Genomic DNA, 1265 nt, shown 5'->3' with positions numbered 1-1265 from the left:
ACCACCTTTTAGACTTTATGCTCGATGAGGCCATCCCTGTTACTCGCGTTAATTCTTCTTGATTTTGGATGGGGAGCTACAGGGCAAAAGCGTTTTGTATTCTGTATTCCTTGCTACATTCTGAATTTGGAATTGCTGCAAGGAGAAAAAGACTTTTGACATTTTTTGAGGTTCGTGCTAGAATCAAGCGGACTACTCTGCGTCATCCCCCGCAAAAGGATTCACCCGAATTATACCAACATAACCGCCGATACGCTCCACTTGCCCAGTCAGTAAAGGAGCAATCCCATTACCATCACGAGAGACGGTAGCGGTATTTTCCCGTTGGACAGGAGCAGCGTTGCGGGGTGTCAGTTTTTTAGTTTTCATGGGGTAAGTCCTCCATATATTGTTCTATTCCTATTTCGTACTACCTCTTTTCTGCCGAGTCAAGAGTTTTTGAGTGAATTTTTGTTGAGTTTAGACTCAGCTTAAATTTCCCGAATAAAACCCCCACCTGATGCTACTGGGGTAGTAAACTTTGCCCGACTTCATCACTTTCTATGTTCTAAAACTTTAGCAAAATCTCTTACTTCTCTTAATAAATTAGGGGGTAAAGCATTGATGATTTCTAAAACTTCGCCAATGATTAATTCTTGTTCTAGTTGAATATCAGCTTTTGCTAAAGTTAATAAAGCCAAAGTTTCCCCTTCATCATTGACAAACTCTACCTCATAAGCTTGTTGATCATCATAACAATGAACAACCGCTCCTTGAGTTCCCTTTTTTAAACCATGTTCTTGAATGTCATGGGTTAAATTAATTACATCTAGCTCTTTGATCATAATTCTGGTTAGCCTTTATTTTTTAAAAATGGTCGAGCAGTAACAAACCTTGGCGTATCTTTGCCTAAATCAATAATCCAGACTGTAAGAAGAGTAACTGATTTATTTTTAGGAGTATTGATTGTTCCTATTATTACATATTTAGTACCATGTTCTGTAGTAATTACCTCAGTAACATCTTGATTTCTTACTATTTTTGACAATTCTTGTTCTAAAAACGTTACATTTTCTTCATTAAAACCGAGTTCACGAAAAAACTTGGCTTTTGATTTACCAACAGGGTGATTTTCTGAAAGTAAATAATCAATGAGTTTTTCAGGCTGAATAAAAGCATTTTCTCGATTAGTTAATGACAATTACTCTCAATCCTCAAAATATTTAGAGTTTCCAGATTAGCAGTCTTTACTTTTCTTGTCAATAGTTTTTGGGTAAATTTTTATT

At 36.3% G+C, this 1265-nt stretch carries 3 protein-coding genes; all 3 read right to left on the bottom strand.

Annotation, left to right across the window (positions count from 1 at the left end; translation table 11 throughout):
• Window positions 1–192: 192 nt before the first annotated feature.
• The 3 genes from PX482_RS22650 to PX482_RS22640 all read right to left on the bottom strand — a co-directional run bounded on the left by PX482_RS22650 (window position 193) and on the right by PX482_RS22640 (window position 1180).
• On the bottom strand, window positions 193–369 hold the full coding sequence (locus PX482_RS22650; RefSeq protein ID WP_288057629.1) for an anacyclamide/piricyclamide family prenylated cyclic peptide: 177 nt from the start codon (window positions 367–369) through the stop codon (window positions 193–195).
• Between the two features lie 164 nt (window positions 370–533).
• Window positions 534–824, bottom strand: a complete 291-nt coding sequence (locus PX482_RS22645) for a DUF4926 domain-containing protein (RefSeq protein WP_002757995.1) — start codon at window positions 822–824, stop codon at window positions 534–536.
• An 8-nt stretch (window positions 825–832) separates the two neighbouring features.
• Window positions 833–1180, bottom strand: coding sequence for a DUF6883 domain-containing protein (locus tag PX482_RS22640; protein WP_002757997.1), 348 nt, complete (start codon window positions 1178–1180; stop codon window positions 833–835).
• Between the last annotated feature and the right edge of the window lie 85 nt (window positions 1181–1265).

It is taken from the genome of Microcystis sp. M53602_WE12 (assembly GCF_030065455.1).
In the GTDB taxonomy this organism is placed as follows: Bacteria; Cyanobacteriota; Cyanobacteriia; order Cyanobacteriales; family Microcystaceae; genus Microcystis; species Microcystis aeruginosa.
This window is presented reverse-complemented; position numbering and strand designations above follow the sequence as displayed.

Coding starts and splice junctions, on each gene's coding strand:
- PX482_RS22650 (WP_288057629.1), bottom strand. CDS start 369: ATGAAAACTAAAAAACTGACACCCCGCAACGCTGCTCCTGTCCAACGG.
- PX482_RS22645 (WP_002757995.1), bottom strand. CDS start 824: ATGATCAAAGAGCTAGATGTAATTAATTTAACCCATGACATTCAAGAA.